The following is a 17,853-nucleotide window of genomic DNA, read 5'->3' on the forward strand; positions in this document are numbered from 1 at the left end:
AAAGCCCGCGGGACCCTATGATATGAACAGAACCGAATTCGTTTTTGCCACAGCCATCATTCTTTTCATCGCCTTCTGCCTGGGATGGTTTGCCTGCTGGCTGCTGCACCGCCTGACCCGCGTGAGTAAAGCCGATATGGGCGAGTTGGAACAGATGGCCCATGCCCTGCACGAGGCCGAGGATACCCGCGAACGTGCCCTGGCCTATATCGAGCATCGCGAAGCGGAACTGACCAACCAGCTGCACCAGTCCGAAGCGGAGCTACGCGCCGCCATGGATGGTCTGCGCGATGCCCGCCGAGATGCGGAAGAGCTGCGCGCCAAACTCGACAGCTAAAGAACGCGGGCAGATCCCATGCGCTATTGCCTGCCCGAGACTTTCGCCACAGATCGCTATGCGCTCCGGCGCGTCCAGCCCGAGGATGCGCCTGCGATCTTTGAGGCTTATGTCCAAGACCCCGAAGTAACGCGCTTCGTTGGTTGGCGCCCGCATGGCGCACTGGCCGACACCCGCGCCTATCTCGCCAATTGCGGCAAGGAGTGGGACGCGGGTACGGGGTTTCCGGCGGTGGTCTTTGCCAAAGGCGCGCCCGGCGACCTCATGGGGCTCTTCCACCCGCATCTTCACCGGCACCGCGTCACTTACGGCTATGTTCTGCGCCGGAGCGCTTGGGGACAGGGCTGTGCCTCGGAAGTGCTGCGCTGGCTGGTGGATCACGCCCTTTCGCATCCTGATATTTTCCGTGCGGAGGCCTTTTGTGACAAGGATCACACGGCCTCGGCGCGCGTGATGGAAAAGGCGGGGCTGAGACGTGAGGGCGTGTTACGGCGCTATTTCCTGCATCCGAACATCTCCGATACGCCCCGCGATTGCTGGATGTATGCCAAGGTCAGATAGCGGTGTAATCAGCCCGACCCTCGGGCGCGTGGCGGGCCCGTGCGATCAACTGGAGCCCCGCCATACGCGCCTCCTCGACTGCCAGCCCCGTGGGGGCCGAGGGCGACACAATCGCGCCCGCCCCAATCATCGCGGCTTTTTGCACCAGATCCACCGAGATCCGCGAGGTCATGATGATAGCAGCTCCCTCGGGCACAGCTCCCACCGCCCCGATCAGCTTGTCGAGCGCGTTATGGCGTCCCACATCCTCGCGACAGAGCCGCAAACCACCCGCCACCCAGAGCCCCGCCGCATGGCAGGCGCGGGTCTCGTCCTGCAGCACCTGCGCCTCGCGCAGCGCGTCGAGCGCCTGCGCTGCCTCGGCAAGCCCCAGCACAGGCCGGTAGGCTCTGTGAGGCACCTCGCGCAGCGCCTGTGAAAGACTGTCGATGCCGCACAGCCCGCATCCTACCGGCCCCGCCATCGCGCGCCGCCTGTCGCGGAAGGCCGCGCCCGCCCTTGCAGGCAACCATGCCCGCGCCTCGATCCCGCGCGACTGGGGCACGATCTCGATGCCGGTCAGGCTCTCGCCCTGTGCGATGATCCCCTCGCTTACAGCAAATCCGCGCAGGAAATCCTCCAGATCGGCGGGGGTCGCCATCATCACGGCCTGTGTCACCCCGTCAAAGACCAGCGCCACCGGCACCTCTTCGATCAAAGGCTCGATCAGCGGCTCTGCGGCTCCGGTGGCACCTATGGCCAGAGTCTGCTGACGGATTGGCTGGATCATGCGGACCTCCCTGCCCTTCTGTGCGGGCGATTATGCGAAAACTTCACGAAAAGGACAGCGGCTTGCTTGTAGGGCTCTGTCCGAGGACTTACATCCCCCACCATGGATTTCAAAGCCCTTCTCCCCCTGCGGCGCAAAGAGCCGCGCGTCGCGCTGATCCGCCTGCAAGGGGCGATCGGCATCTCCCGTCCCGGATCTGCGGGGCTCTCGGATGCCTCGGTGGGCCCGCTGATCGAGCGCGCCTTCCGCAAGGCCAGACCCACGGCAGTGGCGCTGATCATCAACTCGCCCGGCGGATCGCCTGTGCAGAGCGCGCTGATCGCTTCCCGGATCCGGCGTCTGGCCGATGAAACCGGCGTGCCGGTCCATGCCTTCGTGGAGGATGTGGCCGCGTCGGGCGGCTACTGGCTGGCCTGTGCAGCGGATGATATCTGGACCGATCCGACCTCGGTCGTGGGCTCGATCGGGGTGATCTCCTCGGGTTTCGGCTTCGACCAGTTTATCGGGAAGCATGGCGTGGAGCGGCGCGTGCATACGGCGGGCGGCTCGAAAAGCTTCATGGACCCGTTCCGTCCTGAAAAGCCCGAAGATATCGACCGGCTGAAGGCTCTGTTGGAAGACATGCATGAAAGCTTCAAGGACCATGTGCGCGCCCGCCGCGGAACGCGCCTGACCACTGAACGCGATCTGTTCACCGGTGATGTCTGGACGGGCCGTCAGGCACTGGCCGAGGGCACCGGCCTGATTGACGGCCTCTCGCATGCGGTGCCCAAGCTCAAGGAGCTCTATGGCGAGAAGGTCCGGCTGATCCCCTTCACCCAGAAGAAATCCATCTTCAAGCGTTTCGGCGCCTCTTTCGGCAGCCAGATCGCGCAGGAGGCGGTCGGCGCGGCATTGCTCGAAGCAGAGGAACGCGCCCTCCGGGCCCGTTACGGGCTCTAGGATGCTTTTGAAGGTGATGGCGATCTTCCTGCTCGTCATGGCCGTTCTGGCCATGTTCGGCAGGCTGCGCCTTCCCAAAGGTCTGCCCGGCGCGAAGCGCCTTGGCAAGACACGCTGCCCCGATTGCGGGCGTCCCAAGATCGGCTCGGGGCGTTGCCCTTGTGGCCATCATTCTTCAAAAGGCTGAGGAGCCCTTCGTGCTGATAGATATCGCAATGGTTGTCGCGGGACTTGTCCTGCTTGTGTTCGCAGGCGACTGGCTGGTCAAGGGGGCGGTGAACCTGTCGCTCCGGCTCGGCATTCCAGCGTTGATCGTCAGCCTGACCGTCGTGGCCTTCGGCACGTCCGCGCCCGAGTTGCTGGTCTCGATCACGGCAGTCCTCAATGACAACCCTTCCATCGCGCTTGGCAATGTCATCGGCTCGAACACGGCCAATATCCTTCTGGTGCTGGGGCTTCCGGCGCTGATCTCTGTGATCCATACCCATACCCATGACACGCGCGAGAGCTATCTGATGATGCTGGGCTCGACCGTGCTGTTCATCGCGCTGGCCGTGACAGGGCCGATCACATGGTGGAAGGCTATGGTGCTGCTTGTGGCCATCGGCGCGATCCTGACCCGCCAGATCCTGCAGGCGCTCGGCCATCGCCGTGACCGCGATGACGAGGAGGTGGAAGGTGCCGAGGACAGCATCACCGGTCGCGCCATTGCGGTCTACATCATCCTCGGGCTGATCGGCCTGCCGATCGGCGCCAATCTTCTGGTTTCGGGCGCCTCCGATATTGCCAGCGCCATGGGCATCTCGGATGCGGTGATCGGGCTGACGCTGGTGGCGGTGGGCACCTCCCTGCCCGAGCTTGCCACCTCGATCTCGGCCGCCCTCAAGGGCCGTGCTGATGTCGCTCTGGGCAATGTCATCGGCTCCAATATCTTCAACCTGCTGTTCATTCTGGGCATCGCGGGGCTCTTCGGCACCATGCCGGTGCCGCCGGAAATGCTGCGCGTCGATCTCTGGGTCATGCTTGCAGCGACCCTCGTTCTCGGGCCATTCATCTTCTTCAGGAAATCGCTCGGCCGAATGACGGGCATCGCGTTCACACTGGCCTATATCGGCTATGTGGTGGCAATCGTCGCCTGATATCCTAAGCGTGCCGGAGGAGAAAACCATGCACAATGCCCTGATCACCGGCGGAGCCAGACGTCTGGGCCGCGCGATGGCTTTGACTTTGGCAGCCCGTGGCTGCAACGTGGCCATCCATTACCACGGCTCGGAAGCCGAAGCCGAGGACACGGCTCGGGCCTGCCGCGCCCATGGCGTGCGCGCGGTCACCCTGCAGGCCGATCTCCTGGACGAGGCTCAGGTGGTGCCGCTGCTGCCTGCGGCGACAAAGGCGCTCGGTGCCCCGATCGATCTGCTGGTCAACAATGCCTCCGTGTTCGAATATGACAATATCCACACGGCCACCCGCACGAGCTGGGACCGGCATATGGAATCCAATCTGCGCGCGCCCTATGTGCTGACGCAGGCCTTTGCCGAACAGGCCCCCAAGGCGGATCGCAGCGCGGGCGAGCCGCGTGCGCAGGCGATGGTGATCAATATGATCGACCAGCGGGTGCGCAAGCTGACGCCGGAATTCTCGACCTATACGCTGGCCAAGATGGGGCTCTGGGCACTGACCCGCACGGCGGCCATGGGGCTTGCCCCCGATATCCGCGTGAATGCTATCGGACCGGGGCCGACGCTGCAGGGCGGGCGCCAGACGCTCGAGCATTTCACCAAACAGCGCCAGTCCACCATCCTCGAACGCGGCTCCGACCCCGAGGATATCTGCGCGGCACTCACCTATCTGATGGACGCCAAATCGGTCACCGGACAGCTGATCTGCACCGATGGCGGACAACATCTGGGCTGGCAGACGCCGGACATATTGGGAACGGAATAATCACGCGCAAAACCGCGTTAATATTCGCCAGAGCCGCGCCTGCAAACGGTTACCAAAGTCCTAATCTTTTCAGCCTGTTACAGCAGTAAAATTATTTTTCCTTTGGATTCAAACGGCTACAAAAATGCACAAAAAACGGGCAAAGCAATGACATGCCAGTGTTACAAGGCAAATTCGTGCTTTCCCCGCGGATATCTACAAGCTTATCCACAAGAGTCGTGGAAAGTCTCCACTCTTGCTTTTCCCGAAAGGGGAGCGAAGAGATCAATAGAATCGGATGGTTAAAAAATCGGGGGTGAATGATTAACTCCCCTTAGGACAACCGGAACGAGGTTACCTTGAACGACAATGCACAGCCTGCCCCGTTGCGCGGCCATGATCTGATCGCCGATTATGTGAAACGTCTGGACTCATCGCCCGGCGTTTACCGGATGCTGAATGCCCAGAACGAGGTGCTCTATGTCGGCAAGGCCCGCAACCTGAAGGCGCGCGTGTCGAATTATGCGCGCCATTCGGGTCATTCGGCACGGATCGCGCGGATGATCTCGGAAACGCGCTTCATGATGTTCCTGACCACGCGCACCGAGACCGAGGCGCTGCTTCTGGAACAGAACCTCATCAAGCAGCTCAAGCCCCGCTACAACGTGCTCCTGCGCGACGACAAGAGCTTCCCCAATATCCTGATCCCCACCGACCATCCTTTCCCGATGATCACCAAGCATCGCGGGGCGCGCAAACAGAAGGGCTATTATTTCGGCCCCTTCGCCTCTGCGGGGGCGGTGAACCGCACGCTCAACCATCTCGAACGGGTGTTTTTGCTGCGCAACTGCTCGGACAGCCAGTTCTCGGGGCGCACGCGGCCCTGCCTGCAATACCAGATCAAACGCTGCGCGGCGCCCTGTGTCGGCAAGATCTCCGAAGCCGATTACGCCCAGCTCGTGGAGGATGCCAAGCGCTTCCTCGAGGGTAAAACCACCTCGATCCAGCGCGAGCTGGCCGAGCAGATGCAGGCTGCCTCCGAGGATATGGAGTTCGAGCGTGCCGCCGCGTTGCGCGACCGGATCAAGGCGCTAACCAATGTGCAGCAATCGCAGGGCATCAACCCGCGCGGCGTGGCCGAGGCGGATGTGGTGGCGCTGCATATGGAAGGCGGGCAGGCCTGCGTGCAGGTCTTCTTCATCCGTGCCAATCAAAGCTGGGGCAATCACGATTTCTACCCCAAGACGGGCTCGGGTGCCGATGAGGCAGAGGTGCTGGAGGCGTTTCTGGCGCAATTCTACGACAACCGTCCACCGCCCAAACAGATCCTGCTGTCGCATCCGATCGAGGATGAGGACCTGATGACGGAGGCGCTCTCCCAAAAGGCTGAGCGCAAAGTCGAGATTCTGGTCCCCAAGCGCGGCGAGAAGGCCGAGTTGGTGGAGAACGCCCATCGCAATGCCCGCGAGAGCCTTGGCCGGAAGATGTCGGAAAGCCAAGCACAGGCGAAACTGCTGAAGGGCGTGGCCGAGGCCTTTGCCCTGCCCAAGATCCCCGAGCGGATCGAGGTCTATGACAACTCCCATATTCAGGGCGCCCATGCCGTGGGCGGCATGATCGTGGCGGGGCCGGAAGGGTTCCTCAAAAGCCAGTATCGCAAATATAACATCAAGGATACCGAGGTCACTCCGGGCGATGACTTCGGCATGATGAAAGAGGTGCTGACGCGGCGCTTCCAGCGCCTTCTGAAGGAAGACCCCGAGCGCAAGACCGACGCCTGGCCCGACCTACTGCTGATCGATGGCGGCGCGGGGCAGGTCTCGGCGGTGCAGGAGATCATGGATGATCTGGGCGTGGCCGATGTGCCGATGGTCGGCGTGGCCAAGGGGATCGACCGCGATCAGGGCAAGGAGGAATTCTACCGCACGGGCCGCCCCGTCATGGCGCTGCCGCGGCAGGATCCGGTGCTCTATTACATCCAGCGCCTGCGCGACGAGGCCCACCGCTGGGCCATCGGCACCCATCGCGCCAAACGCGCCAAGGCCAATCTCGCCAATCCGCTGGATGAAATCCCGGGCATCGGCGCGACCCGCAAACGGGCGTTGCTGACGCATTTCGGCTCGGCCAAGGCGGTCAGCCGCGCAGGGCTGACCGACCTGATGGAGGTTCCGGGCATTTCCGAGGCCACCGCCGAGACCGTCTACAACTTCTTCAACGAGAAGGGTTGACCGATTGGCCGCCGGGGCGTAGCGCGCAGCCCATGACCCACGCGCTGACCACCCCCGATGATCTGGCCGCCGCCGGACTGAGTACCGAAGACCCTGCCCTACTGGCGCGGGTCGCACAGGAGTTCCGTATCCGCATCACGCCCGAGATGCAGATGGACGATCAGGCGATTGCCGCGCAATTCGTGCCGACAGCCGCCGAACTCACCACTCTTCCCGAAGAACTGGCCGACCCGATCGGCGATCAGGCGCATTCGCCGGTCAAAGGACTGACCCATCGCTATCCCGACCGCGTGATCTTGCACATCACCAAGACCTGCGATGTCTATTGCCGTTTCTGCTTCCGTCGCGAGACCGTGGGCGAGACCGGCCCGCTGCCACCTGCCCAACTGGATGCCGCGCTCGATTATATCGCCGCCACCCCTACCCTGCGCGAGGTGGTGTTGACAGGGGGCGACCCGCTGACCCTGTCGCCGCGCCGTCTGCGCGATATGCTGACGCGGCTCGATGCCATCCCGCATCTCGCGATGGTCCGCTTCCACACCCGCGTGCCGGTCGTGGCCCCCGAGCGTATCACCCCCGAGCTGACACAGCTGCTGGCCAGCCTGCGCCTTACGCCGTGGATGGTGCTGCATACCAACCACGCCGCCGAGCTGACCCCCAATGCCCGCGCAGCCCTTGCACGGCTTGTCGATGCGGGCATCCCAGTGATCTCGCAATCGGTTCTTCTGCGCGGGGTCAATGACAGCACGCAGGCGCTGGCCGACCTCTTCACCACGCTCTCGGCCCTGCGGGTGAAGCCCTATTACCTGCATCACTGCGATCTGGCCCGCGGCACCTCGCATTTCCGCACTACGATCGATGAGGGCCGCGCCCTGATGCGCGCCCTGCGCGGGCGGATTTCGGGTCATTGCCTGCCCACCTATGTGCTCGATATTCCGGGCGGCTTTGGCAAAGTGCCCGTCTCGGCCGAGTATTTTACGCAACAATCCTCGGGCCATTGGAAAGTCACCGATTGGCAAGGCCGGATTCACGACTATCTTGACCCCAAAAGGTGAAGCCCCTTCCCCTTCCTGAACGACGCGGTTAACTTGCCCCCATGACGTGGACCCTTCCCAATATCCTCACTGTATTGAGGCTCGTTGCCGCCCCCGGTGTTGCGGTGATGTTTTTGTATTTCAGCCGCCCCTGGGCGGATTTTCTGGCCCTTGCGCTATTCATCGTCGCGGCGATCACTGACTGGTTCGACGGCTATCTGGCCCGCTCCTGGGGCCAAGAGAGCAAATTCGGCGCGATGCTGGACCCCATCGCCGATAAGGCGATGGTGGTGATCGCGCTGGTGATCCTCACGGGGTATTCGGGGATGAACCCATGGCTCATCCTGCCGGTGACGGTCATCCTCTTCCGCGAGACATTCGTGGCAGGGCTGCGCGAGTTCCTCGGTACCGATTCCGGCAAGCTGAAAGTGACCAGACTCGCCAAATGGAAAACCACGGCGCAAATGGTGGCAATCGCCATCCTCTTCCTCGGCACAGGGCTGACCTATGTCGAAACGGGCCGCCCGCCGCGCGTGGGCGAGGGCGACCTGCCCACCGGCCTGACGCCCGCCGATCTGGCCACCCATGCAGGGATCGTGCTGATCTGGATCGCGGCCATCCTGACAGCGATCACCGGCTGGGACTATTTCCGCAAGGCACTACCCTATCTGAGAGGCCCGAAATGAAGCGCGAACTGGTCTATTTCGCATGGGTGCGCGAACGGATCGGCGCGGCCCGCGAAACCGTAGAGACAGAGGCGCAGACTGCGGCGGAACTGGTCGAGGAGCTGCGCACCCGCAGCGACTATCATGCCGCTGCCCTGGCCGATCTGACGGCGCTGCGTGTGGCGCTCGATCAAGAACTCTCCGATTTCGACACACCTCTTGGCGAGACTCGCGAAATTGCCTTCTTTCCGCCGATGACAGGAGGGTGACATGCGCGTTCTGGTGCAGGAGGCCCCGTTCGATCTGGGCGCAGAGCTGAAAGGGTTCGGCCATGGCGGCCGTGCGGGTGCCGTGGTCAGCTTCACAGGGATCGTGCGCGACGACACCGGCACGTTACAGGCACTGGAACTGGAACATTATCCCGGCATGACCGAACGCGCTTTAATCAAGATCGCCGAAGACGCGCAGACCCGCTGGGCGCTGACCAATGTGACCATCATCCACCGGATTGGCCGGCTGGAACCGGGCGACGAGATCATGATGGTGGCCACCGCCAGTCCCCATCGCAAGGCCGCTTTCGAGGCGGCCGACTATCTGATGGATTTCCTGAAATCCCGCGCGCCCTTCTGGAAAAAAGAGCATTTCGCCGATCGGAGCGAATGGGTCGCCGCGAAACAGAGCGACGAGGTCGCCCTAGATCGCTGGTAGAAGAGGGGGCTCTGCCCCCGTCGGGCCAAGGCCCGCCTCCCCCGGGATATTTATGGACGCTGGAAAACCGCTACTCCCAGCGTCCATAAATATCCTGGGGTGAATTCGGCGAAGCCGAAGAGGGGCAAAGCCCCTCCGCGTTCCTCAGAGATTATCCTCGACATGGAAGCCCTGAGGGATCTGCGTCCTGTTCTCGAGGATCAGATCGGCCATCACCTGCGCGACTTTGGGCGCCATGCCGAAGCCGATCTTGAACCCGCCATTGGCAATGAAATGCCCTGCACGGTCAGGCCAAGCGCCCAGCATCGGCGCACGGCTTTTGGCGCGGGGGCGTAGCCCTGCCCAGCGGTCCACGACTTCGGCTCCGGCCAGTTCGGGGCAGATCTGGCGGGTTCTGGCGATGAGCGCCTCCAGCTGATCGTCCGTCCTCTGGGGGTTGTCATACGCGCGCTCGGAGGTCGATCCAATTGCCACCGTTCCATTGGAATGCGGGATGATATGCAGACTTTCGGCATAGATTTGCGGCATGTCACCAGCGTCGAAGGCAAAGACCGCCGCCTGACCTTTTATCCCTGCGCCGACGTTCTTGCCCAGTTGCAGGCCCAGATCCTGCAGTCCTGCCGCGCCCGTTGCATGCAGCACGGGGCCTGTCTCTTCGGCCTCACCGATGAGGACCTCACCGCCGAGAGCAATAATCGCCCGTGCCAGTGCATCGCCTGCAGCCCTCGGGCAGGCGCGGGCGCTGAGGCTATCATGCACCACATATCCGCTGGGGCTTTCAAAGCCGAGGGGGCCGAACTCCCGCATTGGCACCACCTCCCAGACCGCCTTCCCCTGCCACAGCGTCTTCGCGTTCTCGCCGCGTTCTCTGGCGCGGACGATCTGAGCCTCGTCGGCCAGCGGCTGCAGGCGGCCGATCCTGGCATAGCCCGCATCCCCGCCACCGATCCGCGCGGCATCGGACCAGAACGCGTCCGCCATCAGCAGGCTTTCCAACTGGAACTGCTTCTTGGGATTCCAGTTCTCGGGCACATGGGGTGCAAGCGCCCCCACCGTGCCGCCCGAGGCACCGGCCCCGACGCCATGGATATCGATTACCCGCACCCGCGCGCCACGTCGCGCCATTTCGAAGGCGCAGGCAAGCCCGAAGACCCCCGCGCCCCGCACCGTGACCTGATCGCCGACATGGCTGACCGGATTGACCCTAAGCCCGCTTGTCATTGCCTTTGCCTTTCTGCATTGTCCCGCTCGGGCGTCCGGCGCCCTGTTGATCCAAGGCCCTACCCCGCATGACCCGCACTGACCAGAGTGAAGCTGACCTGACATGGCGCGACGAGGCCATTCCTGTGTCCTCGCGCTTCGATGATCCCTATTTCTCGCTCGGAAACGGGCTTGAGGAAACCCGCCATGTCTTTTTGCGCGGCAATGATCTGCCTGCGCGGGCGAAAGATGGCTTCCGGATTGCCGAACTGGGCTTCGGCACGGGGCTGAACCTGCTGGCCACGGCGCTGGCCTGCCCCGATGCGGCGCTGCACTATACCAGCTTCGAGGCATTTCCGATGTCCGCCGCCGAGATGGGCCGCGCGCTCGAGGCCTTCCCCGAGGCCCGCGCCATTGCCGATCCGCTGATCGAGGCCTGGGGGAAGGGGCAGACCGAGTTCACCTTGGGCAAAATCCAGGTGCGGATCCTCATGGAGGATGCCCGCGAGGCTCTGCCGCGATGGGAGGGCCGCGCCGACGCGTGGTATCTCGACGGGTTCTCGCCCGCCAAGAACCCCGAACTCTGGGGCGAGGATCTGATGGCCGAAGTGGGCCGCCATACGGCACAGGGCGGCACCTTCGCCACCTATACCGCCGCAGGTTTCGTGCGCCGCGCGCTGAAAGCTGCAGGGTTCGAGGTCGAGCGCGTCTCGGGCTTCGGCAATAAACGTCATATGTCACGCGGACAGCTCGTCCCGAAGGAATCCGCGTGATGGCCGTCCAGAACAATAACAAACTCGGGGCGATCCTGATCATCATCGTGACGATCGTCTTTGCGGCGCAGGATGCGATCTCGCGCCATCTGGCCGACACCTACAACACCTATATGGTCGTGATGATCCGCTTCTGGTTCTTTGCGCTTTTTGCGATCTGGCTTGCGGGGCGCAAGCAGGGCGGGCTGGCGCGCGCCATCCGCGCCCATCACCCGTGGATGCAGGCGATCCGTGCGATTTTCCTCGTGCTCGAAATCTATGTGATGATCGCGGCCTTCGTGATGCTGGGCCTGATCGAGACCCATGCCGTGTTCATCTGCTATCCGCTGATCGTGGCGGCCCTTTCCGGCCCCGTGCTGGGCGAGAAGGTTGGCTGGCGGCGATGGACCGCGATCGGCATCGGCTTTGTCGGCGTGCTGATCATCCTCAAACCCTCGGGGAATGTCTTCTCGCCGGCGGCGACCTTCCCCTTCCTGTGCGCAGTGATGTTTGCGGTCTACGGGCTCCTGACCCGCAAGGTCGCCGACAAGGACGATAGCAACACCTCGATCTTCTGGACTGCCGTCGGCGGGGCGATCATTTCCACCGTCGTCGGCATGTGGTTTTGGCAACCGATGTCCGGCCCCGACTGGATCTGGATGGCCATCCTCTGTGTCACCGGCGTTCTGGGCCATGCCCTGATGATCCGCGCCTACGAGATGGCCGAGGCCTCGGCCATCCAGCCCTTCAGCTATCTTCAGCTCGTCTGGGGCGCGATGATCGGCATGGCGGTCTTTGGCGATGTGCTGCGCACCAATGTGGCCATCGGCGCCTGCTTCGTGGTGCTGGCGGGGCTGTTCACGCTCTGGCGGCAGGCGCAGAAAAACATCGACCCCGTGCCGCCCGCGCCCACGGTGAAGCCCTGATCAGGGGCCGTCACCGCGTAGCTCCTGCGTGAAGGGCACGGGAGGTTCGCCCAACCGCGCACGATAGATCGGCAGGCTTTCGGAGACGCGCATGACATAGTTGCGCGTCTCGTCGAACGGGATCATCTCGACCCAGTCGACGACATCCGTGCCCGGCGCGCGCGGATCGCCCATCTCCTCGATCCATTGCCGCGACCGACCCGGCCCCGCATTATAGCCCGCCGCCACCAGCAGGGGCGAATTGCCGAAATCGTCGCGCAGCCCTTTGAGGTATTCCGACCCCAGCTGGATATTATAGGTGACATCCCTCGTCAGATCATCGGGGCGGTAGTCTACCCCTAGCTTTGCGGCCATCATCTTGGCGGTGCCGGGCATCAGCTGCATCAGGCCCCGTGCCCCCACATAAGACACGACCGTATGGTCGAACTCGCTCTCGCGCCGCGCGATCGACAGGGCAAGCTCTTCGGGCACGGCCAGATCATGGGTTCTCAGCTCGGGGATCGGAAAATAGCCCGCCACCAGAATGGTCCCGTTAAGAGCGGCACGTTTGGAAAGTTGCAGCGCCAGATGCGGGTCGCGCCATTCGAGTGCCAGATCAACCAGCCCCGGAATGCGGCTATCGTCGATATTCTCCTCATATTGCAGCACGAACCGCTCGGCCAACGGCTGATCTCCTGCCGCATGCAACAGAAGTGCTGCCTGAAACACCGAGCTTTGGTCATAGCCCCCCGCACGCCAGTCCGGCAGCGGATCGGGCTGCACCAGAGCGCGGTCCAGAGGCTTGCCGATCTTCTCCGAGGCCAGCAGCCCGTAATAGGCTGTCTGGTAGCGCGCCGCCGCCCCATAGGCCTGATCGGCCTCGGTCTTGCGCCCCAATGCCTCAAGCGCGCGCCCCCGCCAGTAATCGGCCCGCGATTGCGAGATCGGGCTGCCCACCGCCGCCGAGAGTGCCTGGAAGTGGCGCAGCGCCGTGGGGGCATCATCAAGCTTCAGCGCCGCAAACCCCGCCAGAAACTCCAGCTCGGCATAATCCGACCCGCCGGGTTTCAGATGGTGATTGGCGGCCTCGCGATAGGCGCGGTGGAAATCCCCCCGCCGCATGTCCCAACGCGCCATCCGTTTGCGCACATCGGCCCACATCTCGGGGTCGCCCAGTTTCTTGGCCGAGGACGACCAGCCGAGGATCAGCTCCGCCGCCCCGTCCTCAAGGCTCTTGCGCCAGCGCCAGACCGCACGATCCCGCGCAAGCCCGTAGGAATGCATCATATAGTCTGGCACCGCATCAACGAGCCCGTCCACCCCGTCGCGCCGCGCCTGCAGTGCTATACGGGCCTCGGCCACGGCCTTGGTGCCGGGCGGCACCAGATCCAGCATCCGCCGCGCCTGTGTCAGATCACCCCGGTCCAGCATCGCCTGCATCCGCCCGCCATTCGAGGGCGCGACCAACACACCATAGCGCTCCAGAAAGGCCTGCTGTTCGTCCGCGCTCAGATCCAGATGGCGCCATGCCCTCTCGGCTTCGGTCGCGGCGGATGTGCTCTCGCCCCTGGCTTGATAGGCCGCGATCAGCGCCAGCGATCCCGTGCCCGTCTGCGGCTTGTGCTGCGCGAAATAGGAGATCACCTGATCGGGGCTCACACCCTCGAGCTTGTCCTCGCCCTTGCGACGCAGCAGCGGCATACCCGGCCAGTCGGGTCTGCGGGCCGAGAAATCGGCATAGTCGCGGAAGCTGCCCTCGCCCGCGCGCAGCCGCTCCCATTCGATCAGATCAAAGCCCACCATGCCCGAATGGCGCGCCGCATCCTGTGCTGCCGGCCAGTCCTTCCGGTCGGCCAGTTCGAGCGCCTGCGCCAATGCCTCGCCAGCATCTCGAGGAGCGTCTTCGGCATGCACAACGTCCGGCAGGGCGCAAACCGCCCCGAATGTCAGAACGATCAGGCTGGCGAGAAGGGTCTTTCGATGCATGGGATCCTCTTTGCTTGGCCTCTTGTGTGCCATAGTGACAGGCCAGTGCAATTCACAAGTTGGCAAGAGCGCCAAGCTCGCATAATGTCCGCCCGATTTTAACCCGACGATTCCGTTCGGATACCCAACACTGCAAAGGAGCGTGTCATGTTCAAAGGGTCCTACCCCGCCCTCATCACGCCGTTCAAGGACGGCGAGCTGGATCTGGACGCGCTCAAGAAGATCGTCGACTGGCATGCCGATCAGGGCAGTCACGGTCTGGTGCCCGTAGGCACCACCGGCGAGTCGCCCACGCTCAGTCATGCCGAGCATAACACCGTCGTGGCCGAGGTCGTGAAGGTTGCCGCAGGGCGCATGAAGATCATCGCCGGTGCCGGCTCCAATTACACCCGCGAGGGGATCGAGCTGATCCAGCACGCGCAGGCCGCAGGCGCCGATGGCGCGCTGGTCGTGACGCCCTATTACAACAAGCCCACTCAGGCCGGTATGATCGCGCATTTCACCGCGATGCATGATGCCTCGAATATTCCGATCATCATCTACAACATCCCCGGCCGCTCGGTTGTGGATATGACGCCGGAAACCATGGGCGAACTGGCCAAGCTGCCGCGGATCGTCGGCGTGAAGGATGCCACTGGCGATCTGATGCGCGTGGCCAAGCAACGCATCACCTGCGGCAAGGACTTCCTGCAGCTGTCGGGCGAGGATGGCACGGCGCTCGGCTTCAACGCGATGGGCGGCGTCGGCTGCATCTCGGTCACCGCAAACGTGGCCCCGAAGCTCTGCTCCGAGTTCCAGAACGCCACACTGGCCGGTGACTGGGCCCGCGCGCTCGAGATCTCCGACAAGCTGATGCCACTGCATATCGCCATCTTCCTCGAACCGGGCGTCTGCGGCGCGAAATACGCAATGTCGCGTCTGGGGCTGTGCTCGGACGAGGTGCGCCTGCCGCTGGTCGGCCTGAGCGATGGCGTCAAGGCCCGTATCGACGAGGCGATGGAATTCGCAGGGCTTCTCTGAACCTCGCACGGAACGGCATCGAAGGCGCCCCCCGGGGCGCCTTTTTTCGTTAGGAGGCCTTGTTCAGGCGGGGCGCGGCTTGAGCATCACGCTCTTCCCACTCGGCGATCCAGTCCCGCCCCAATGCCTCGATCAAGGGCTGGAGATGGGCCTCGTAATGGCGCCAGCGCGCTACACCATCACGATTGATCCCGCGCCGCACCCGCAAATCGGAGGCCGTGCGCACGGCCCCTGCCGCGGCTTTCGGGTCGAAGCAGGCGCTCTGCATCTGCAGACCGATATGATCCAGAAGTTGTGGGATCTGCTGCTCGGGATAATCGATCAGCGCCTGCAGTGACTGAATGCGGAACACAGGCCCCAGCTTCTGCGCATAGTCCCGCATCGACTGGTCGGTGAGCTGGATCATATGAGCGATCCAGTCCAACCGTTCGCTGAATCCGTGACCATTGGCAAAATCGGTCATGAACAAAGACAGCCCCAGATCCAGCGGATGCCGGTCCAGCGCGATAAACCGCGCCTCGGGAAGCATGGCCCGCAACAGCCCCGCATGGGACAGATCGAGCGGCGTCTTGGACAGCAGGACCGGCGTCTCGACCCGCCGCTCGGTGATCCGCTGGCGATAGAGCGCCTCCAGATTTCGGACCAGCGGTTGTCCCGGCACGCCGAACCACTTCCAGTAATCCGCAACGAGCCGGCCGTTGGCCTGCTCGGACCGCATCAGATCCAGTATCGCAAGCCGGAAATCGGGCGCCTCGCCCAATGTAGAGACCTGATCATGGCGCAGGAGGATCTGTTCTGTCAGGGTCGTGCCCGAGCGCGGCAGACCACCGATAAAGACCATACGCGGCCCCTGCGCGGGCGGCGCCCCCGCCAGATCGGCCAGATCGGGACAGAATTCCAGCTGGTCGGCCAGACGCTGTTCGGTCACCAGCGGATCATAGCCGCGCATCTTGAGCGCATTGCCGCGGCTGTAATGGGCAAAGGCACGGTCATACTGCCCTTCGGCATCCTCGATCGCGGCAAGCGCGAATTCGGCGCTCACCCGCAGACGCGTGCTGGTGCTCTCGTCCTCGCAGGTGGCCTCGAGACGACGTGCCTCGCGGCCGGAGCTGGGAAAACGGCGCAACCGGTTGCGCCCGGATAACAGGCGGACATCCTCCGGTGCATAGAACAGGGCACGGTCATAGGCGGCAACCGCCTCGTCCACAGCGCCGAATGCCGTCAGGATCGCGGCGTAGATCCCCCATAGCGGAGCGCGATCCGCCCAGAGGGTCACCCCTTCCTGCGCCAGCTTACGGGCCTGTACATCCTGACCAAGCGCCCAGCTGCTGCGGATCGCCTGTAACATCAGATCTGGACTTGGTCCCTTCTGCGACCAGAGTGTCTCTATGCGCTGTAAGGCGGCCCGATGATCTCCATCGAGAACCGCTTTCGCGAGGGAGACATCCTCATCATAAAAGAGATCGGGTGTGTCCATCGTTATCGTCCAAAAATCAAGGGCAGACCATCGGCCTGCCCTCTATAATGATCACACCGATCTTTATTTAATATGAATCACTTCTGGTTGTCTTTGCCCTCGTCCACCGGATCGGTTCCGTCGACCTCACCCTCGTATTCGTCCTCGAGAATGGCCTTCTTACGCGCCTTCTCGGCGCGCTCCTTTTCGATCTCCACAGCTTCATCCAGCTCATGCGCCGCCGTATCGGACAGGGGCGTGTAGACCGCCCAGTCGCCCTCGGTGGGTTTGGGCAAGGTCTCGCGCGGAATGTTGCGCAGCATGATCGCCTTGGACAGGAAATGCGCGGTGATCGGCGCGGTCATGAAGAGGAAGAGCGTGATCATCAGCTCGTGCAGGGACAGCTCGCCCTTTTCCGCACCGAACCACACCATCGATGCGATCAGGCAGGCCCCCACCCCGAGCGTCGCCGTCATCGTGGGCGCATGAAGCCGCGTCATGGCATCGGGCAGTTTCACCAGCCCGAACGAGCCCACAAGCCCGAAGAAGCCACCGATGACCAGAAGCGCCGAGACAAGAATTTCCCAAAACAGTTCCATATCTTACCTCACTCGATCAGATCGCCGCGGAGAAGGAATTTGGCATAGGCCACCGTCGAGACGAAGCCCACCATGGCATAAAGGATAGAGGCCTCGAAGAAGATCGCGGTGCCTTCCCAGATCCCGAAACAGACAAACAGTCCGATTGCATTCACCGCCATCGTATCGAGCGCCAGAATACGGTCTGTCACGCCCGGCGATTTCACCACGCGATAGAGGTTGAACAGAAGCGCCAGCGCATAGCAGCCGATGGCGAAGATCAGAGCATAGGTGATCATTCGAAGATCTCCTTCAGGCGGGCCTCATAGCGGGATTTCATACCGTCGCGTGCGCCCTCTGGGTCGGTTTCATGCAGGCAATGGACAAGAAGCGAATGACCATCGGCCGACAGCTCCGCCGCAACCGTGCCCGGTGTCATGGTGATCGTGCCGGCGAAAACGGTGATCGCCTCTGGCGTGTGAAGGTCGAGCGGGATCGAGATCCAGACCGGCTTCAGATCGGCATTGCGCTTGAACAGGATGATCTTGGCGACCGAGATATTCGAGACCACGATATCCCATAGCACGATCAGCGCATATTCGATCATCTTCGGAATATTGCGCACGACGGGCCGGTCGGGCCAGTAGGGCGCGGTGACCCAAGGGATCACGATCCCGACGATAATGCCGAAGACCAGCGAGTTGAGCGTATAGGCATTGGCCAGCAGGAGCCACACCACCGTCAGAAGAACGGTCAGATGCGGATGCGGAAGGATGCGTCTAATCATGG

21 protein-coding genes are annotated in these 17,853 nt (G+C 63.0%); 14 read left to right on the forward strand and 7 right to left on the reverse strand.

The genetic code is table 11. The features are described from left to right. The first annotated feature begins 22 nt into the window (after positions 1-22). Both ABEB22_RS04035 and ABEB22_RS04040 read left to right on the forward strand, forming a co-directional pair. On the forward strand, positions 23-337 hold the full coding sequence (locus ABEB22_RS04035) for a hypothetical protein (RefSeq protein WP_350936477.1): 315 nt from the start codon (positions 23-25) through the stop codon (positions 335-337). 18 nt (positions 338-355) lie between these two features. Further along, entirely contained in the window at positions 356-898 is a 543-nt protein-coding gene (locus tag ABEB22_RS04040; RefSeq protein WP_350936479.1) for a GNAT family N-acetyltransferase, read from the forward strand. Here ABEB22_RS04040 and fdhD read toward each other — a convergent pair. Then, entirely contained in the window at positions 891-1,667 is a 777-nt protein-coding gene (gene fdhD / locus ABEB22_RS04045) for a formate dehydrogenase accessory sulfurtransferase FdhD (RefSeq protein WP_350936481.1), read from the reverse strand. The genes ABEB22_RS04040 and fdhD overlap by 8 nt on opposite strands. A gap of 102 nt (positions 1,668-1,769) precedes the next feature. On the opposite strand from fdhD, the gene ABEB22_RS04050 reads away from it, so the two are divergent. The 9 genes from ABEB22_RS04050 to ABEB22_RS04090 all read left to right on the forward strand — a co-directional run bounded on the left by ABEB22_RS04050 (position 1,770) and on the right by ABEB22_RS04090 (position 9,167). After that, the gene (locus ABEB22_RS04050; protein WP_339114135.1) at positions 1,770-2,609 is read left to right on the forward strand and encodes a S49 family peptidase; all 840 of its coding nucleotides are present in this window, start codon (positions 1,770-1,772) and stop codon (positions 2,607-2,609) included. A gap of 16 nt (positions 2,610-2,625) precedes the next feature. Next, positions 2,626-2,796, forward strand: coding sequence for a hypothetical protein (locus tag ABEB22_RS04055; protein WP_406870885.1), 171 nt, complete (start codon positions 2,626-2,628; stop codon positions 2,794-2,796). Positions 2,797-2,806: 10 nt separating this feature from the next. Next, on the forward strand, positions 2,807-3,748 hold the full coding sequence (locus tag ABEB22_RS04060; protein ID WP_406870886.1) for a calcium/sodium antiporter: 942 nt from the start codon (positions 2,807-2,809) through the stop codon (positions 3,746-3,748). A gap of 28 nt (positions 3,749-3,776) precedes the next feature. Then, complete coding sequence (locus ABEB22_RS04065) at positions 3,777-4,553, forward strand: SDR family oxidoreductase (RefSeq protein WP_406870887.1); 777 nt, start codon at positions 3,777-3,779, stop codon at positions 4,551-4,553. Positions 4,554-4,891: 338 nt separating this feature from the next. Further along, the gene (uvrC, locus tag ABEB22_RS04070; RefSeq protein WP_350936489.1) at positions 4,892-6,760 is read left to right on the forward strand and encodes an excinuclease ABC subunit UvrC; all 1,869 of its coding nucleotides are present in this window, start codon (positions 4,892-4,894) and stop codon (positions 6,758-6,760) included. Between the two features lie 32 nt (positions 6,761-6,792). Further along, entirely contained in the window at positions 6,793-7,815 is a 1,023-nt protein-coding gene (locus ABEB22_RS04075) for a lysine-2,3-aminomutase-like protein (RefSeq protein WP_406871117.1), read from the forward strand. A 41-nt stretch (positions 7,816-7,856) separates the two neighbouring features. Further along, positions 7,857-8,480 carry a CDP-diacylglycerol--glycerol-3-phosphate 3-phosphatidyltransferase gene (gene pgsA, locus ABEB22_RS04080; protein WP_339114131.1) on the forward strand — a complete coding sequence of 208 codons (624 nt, stop codon included), beginning with the start codon at positions 7,857-7,859 and terminating at the stop codon, positions 8,478-8,480. After that, positions 8,477-8,728 carry a molybdopterin converting factor subunit 1 gene (gene moaD, locus ABEB22_RS04085; RefSeq protein WP_339114130.1) on the forward strand — a complete coding sequence of 84 codons (252 nt, stop codon included), beginning with the start codon at positions 8,477-8,479 and terminating at the stop codon, positions 8,726-8,728. Before pgsA ends, moaD begins: the two co-directional genes overlap by 4 nt. A gap of 1 nt (position 8,729) precedes the next feature. Then, entirely contained in the window at positions 8,730-9,167 is a 438-nt protein-coding gene (locus tag ABEB22_RS04090; RefSeq protein WP_406870888.1) for a molybdenum cofactor biosynthesis protein MoaE, read from the forward strand. 144 nt (positions 9,168-9,311) lie between these two features. Here the strand turns inward: ABEB22_RS04090 and ABEB22_RS04095 are convergent, their stop codons facing one another. Beyond that, entirely contained in the window at positions 9,312-10,388 is a 1,077-nt protein-coding gene (locus ABEB22_RS04095) for an NAD(P)/FAD-dependent oxidoreductase (RefSeq protein ID WP_406870889.1), read from the reverse strand. 68 nt (positions 10,389-10,456) lie between these two features. Here ABEB22_RS04095 and mnmD point away from each other — a divergent pair, with 68 nt between their 5' ends. Both mnmD and ABEB22_RS04105 read left to right on the forward strand, forming a co-directional pair. Next, positions 10,457-11,140 (forward strand): tRNA (5-methylaminomethyl-2-thiouridine)(34)-methyltransferase MnmD, encoded by a 684-nt coding sequence (gene mnmD, locus ABEB22_RS04100; protein WP_406870890.1) that lies wholly within the window; start codon positions 10,457-10,459, stop codon positions 11,138-11,140. After that, positions 11,140-12,045, forward strand: a complete 906-nt coding sequence (locus ABEB22_RS04105) for a DMT family transporter (protein ID WP_339114126.1) — start codon at positions 11,140-11,142, stop codon at positions 12,043-12,045. The genes mnmD and ABEB22_RS04105 overlap by 1 nt, the downstream gene beginning before the upstream one ends. On the opposite strand, the gene ABEB22_RS04110 is transcribed toward ABEB22_RS04105, so the two are convergent. Further along, on the reverse strand, positions 12,046-14,010 hold the full coding sequence (locus tag ABEB22_RS04110; RefSeq protein WP_406870891.1) for a transglycosylase SLT domain-containing protein: 1,965 nt from the start codon (positions 14,008-14,010) through the stop codon (positions 12,046-12,048). A gap of 147 nt (positions 14,011-14,157) precedes the next feature. On the opposite strand from ABEB22_RS04110, the gene dapA reads away from it, so the two are divergent. Beyond that, the gene (gene dapA / locus ABEB22_RS04115; RefSeq protein WP_339114124.1) at positions 14,158-15,030 is read left to right on the forward strand and encodes a 4-hydroxy-tetrahydrodipicolinate synthase; all 873 of its coding nucleotides are present in this window, start codon (positions 14,158-14,160) and stop codon (positions 15,028-15,030) included. 49 nt (positions 15,031-15,079) lie between these two features. Here the strand turns inward: dapA and ABEB22_RS04120 are convergent, their stop codons facing one another. The 4 genes from ABEB22_RS04120 to ABEB22_RS04135 all read right to left on the reverse strand — a co-directional run bounded on the left by ABEB22_RS04120 (position 15,080) and on the right by ABEB22_RS04135 (position 17,851). After that, positions 15,080-16,507, reverse strand: a complete 1,428-nt coding sequence (locus tag ABEB22_RS04120; RefSeq protein ID WP_406870892.1) for a sulfotransferase — start codon at positions 16,505-16,507, stop codon at positions 15,080-15,082. 77 nt (positions 16,508-16,584) lie between these two features. Continuing rightward, entirely contained in the window at positions 16,585-17,085 is a 501-nt protein-coding gene (locus ABEB22_RS04125; protein WP_406870893.1) for a Na+/H+ antiporter subunit G, read from the reverse strand. 8 nt (positions 17,086-17,093) lie between these two features. Beyond that, positions 17,094-17,363, reverse strand: a complete 270-nt coding sequence (locus ABEB22_RS04130; protein WP_339114121.1) for a K+/H+ antiporter subunit F — start codon at positions 17,361-17,363, stop codon at positions 17,094-17,096. Beyond that, positions 17,360-17,851 carry a Na+/H+ antiporter subunit E gene (locus ABEB22_RS04135; RefSeq protein ID WP_339114120.1) on the reverse strand — a complete coding sequence of 164 codons (492 nt, stop codon included), beginning with the start codon at positions 17,849-17,851 and terminating at the stop codon, positions 17,360-17,362. The genes ABEB22_RS04130 and ABEB22_RS04135 overlap by 4 nt, the downstream gene beginning before the upstream one ends. Between the last annotated feature and the right edge of the window lie 2 nt (positions 17,852-17,853).

It is taken from the genome of Thioclava sp. 'Guangxiensis', from assembly GCF_045348365.1.
GTDB classification, from domain to species: domain Bacteria; phylum Pseudomonadota; class Alphaproteobacteria; order Rhodobacterales; family Rhodobacteraceae; genus Thioclava; species Thioclava kandeliae.